At 64.0% G+C, this 1,126-nt stretch carries 1 protein-coding gene; it reads right to left on the bottom strand.

Annotated features, from left to right (window positions below; genetic code table 11):
• Positions 1-291 precede the first annotated feature (291 nt).
• Positions 292-1,126: hypothetical protein (locus AC1RJY_RS23985; protein WP_498603718.1), on the bottom strand; the 835-nt coding region annotated here is incomplete at its 5' end.

Raw genomic sequence — 1,126 nt, 5'->3', positions numbered from 1 at the left:
GAGAGTAGGACACCGCCGGACACAAATTCAGAGGAGCCCCGACCACCAGGTCGGGGCTCCCCGCATTTAACAACCAATTACTGTCCGACTGCCTGGCAGTAGTAGTGCTTCCCATGCTCGAGCACAGCACTACTGAGAGGTAGTTGGATGGCTCTGCGCTTGTGAGACTTGCCACGGGACGCCCCAAAGGTGCTTCCGGCGTTCGGTCGCTGTGGTGGGGTCGAATAGAATTGAACCAGATATACGAGTCGGCAGCTGAGCGCTGCTGGCGGCGTGACAACGAAATAAGGGTTATGAGCGACTACGCACGCGCCAGTGGTCGGCTCGCAACAGGAGGAATCCACCATGGCTGAGCACAACGGCGGCAATCGCGGCGGCAATCGCGGAAACTTCGGAGGGAACCGGGACGACCGTGGTTCGTACCGCCCCAACAACAATTCCGGCGGAGACCCTCGTGGCTTCCGTTCCAGGGAGAACCGGGACGGCAATGATCGTCCGGCACGCGATGGTGAGCGTCGCCCCTTCAACAATGACCGTGGGGATCGTCCGGCACGTGACGGTGAACGTCGCTCCTTCGGCGGCGACCGTGATCGGAAGCCCTTTGGCGACCGTAACGATCGTCCGGCACGCGATGGTGAGCGTCGCCCCTTCAACAACGACCGTAGTGACCGGAAGCCGTTCGGTGATCGTCCTGAGCGTGGACCGCGGAACTTCGATGGCCCGCGCCGCGATGGCGATGACCGCCGCGCATTCGGTGGCGACCGTGACCGCAAGCCTTTCGGCGACCGTGGGGATCGTCCGGCACGCGATGGTGAGCGTCGCCCCTTCAACAACGACCGTGACCGCAAGCCTTTCGGCGACCGTCCTGCCCGTGACGGTGAGCGCCGTTCGTTTGGTGACCGTGGGGATCGTCCGGCACGCGATGGTGAGCGTCGCCCCTTCAACAACGACCGTAGTGACCGGAAGCCGTTCGGCGATCGTCCTGAGCGTGGACCGCGGAACTTCGATGGCCCGCGCCGCGATGGCGATGACCGCCGCGCATTCGGTGGCGACCGTGACCGCAAGCCTTTCGGCGACCGTGGGGATCGTCCGGCACGCGATGGTGAGCGTCGCCCCTTCAACAACG

The sequence above is a fragment of the Arthrobacter sp. GW822-FHT05G07 genome, from assembly GCF_058799755.1.
The sequence above is the reverse complement of the archived record's forward strand: the minus strand, read 5'-3'. Positions and strand labels throughout refer to the sequence as shown.